This window comes from Sutterella sp. KLE1602 (assembly GCF_001578585.1).
GTDB lineage: Bacteria > Pseudomonadota > Gammaproteobacteria > Burkholderiales > Burkholderiaceae_F > Sutterella > Sutterella wadsworthensis_A.
In genome coordinates this window covers 1-1,284 of the sequence record NZ_KQ968581.1, presented here as the reverse complement: position 1 = coordinate 1,284, position 1,284 = coordinate 1, and the positions used below count along the sequence as shown (strand labels likewise).

The following is a 1,284-nucleotide window of genomic DNA, read 5'->3' as shown; positions in this document are numbered from 1 at the left end:
AAGGCCGCGTTCCACGGACTTCCGAGATGAACCATTTATTTCTCTACGCCCCAATCATCAAAACGGGCGGTTCTTGTTCAGCCCTCGGCAATTGCCGAGGGCTTTTTTTTATCTGATCACACATGCCAGTAAGCAAAAAACCCCGCAAAAAAGGACAGCGAGCGAGAGACCTCGCCGTTCGAAAGAAGTTCGTGCGCGGGAAGTTCAAGGACGCGGACGACGCGCGCAGGACAATCGCTAGTCTCGAGCACCAGAAAACCCGCCAACGACGACGCTGTGAACAGCTTGGTTGGCTGCTTGGCTTTCAGGAGAAGGACTCTCTGCTCGAGGCATTCACGCTCAGTTTCTTCGCGCTTGAGCGTTGGCCGACCACTACGGACTACTCGGACTTCAACCAGATCAGCAGCACGCTAATGCTCGGGGCGCTCTGTCACAAGTGTCTCGGCGTGGTCGAGCAGGATTTGCTCGAGGACATCCAGCACGCGGCCTTCATGACTGTCGTCTGCGCCCGCCTGCGCAATCACCGCAAACCGATCCCGCCAGCAAATCTTGAGCCTGTAAAACACGGATTGATCGTTGCGCAGGACCTCATGGAGTACGCCTACGAGCACGAGCGTCAAGCGCTGATCAACGTGCTCAAGCACAACACGCATGAGACGTTGGACGAGACGCCCGGCTTGAGAGAGGCGCACGAGCGCTTCATCCTCGGCAAGCATTACGAGCAAGTCAGGCAATGGGAGCTAGAAGATGACGCCTTCCTTGGCGAGCTTCAAGAGACTGGAAAATTCAAAAACGGAGGAGAATGATGGAAGGATGGTTGAACAAAAAACAGGTCGGTGAGTATCTAGGCGGCAAGTCCCCTCGAACGGTGGACAGGTGGGTCGCGAAGCGCATTATTCCACAAGGGAAGCGCTTCCCCAGCGGCTTGTTTTGGCGAAAGGAAATCATAGACGAATGGCTGGGCGCAGACCAATACGCAACGAAGTGCGCGAAAGCGATAAAGCTCCGCGAGGCCACCCCCTAGCCAAGAGCCAATCGGCACCAAACCGCAGCCTGTCACAGACTTCTGGTGACGGGCTTTTTCTTCGCTTGCCACTCCCGTCCGCGCGCGTCTCAGGAGACGCTTGAAACTATGTTGTTCGGGCGCTAGACTGAAAGCGCAAAAAAAGCCCCGAGGGACCTCCTTCGGGGCTTTTTCTTGAGCAAATTGGGGCAAAAATTGGGGCAAAAGCCACTGACTTCCTCGGAAGTCTTCTGCCGCAACGATTGTTGGCGGAAGCGGTG

General features: G+C 55.8%; 1 protein-coding gene. It reads left to right on the top strand.

Annotated elements, in window-relative coordinates:
* Nucleotides 1–191: 191 nt before the first annotated feature.
* On the top strand, nt 192–806 hold the full coding sequence (locus HMPREF3036_RS10875) for a hypothetical protein (RefSeq protein WP_062334456.1): 615 nt from the start codon (nt 192–194) through the stop codon (nt 804–806).
* Nucleotides 807–1,284: the final 478 nt, after the last annotated feature.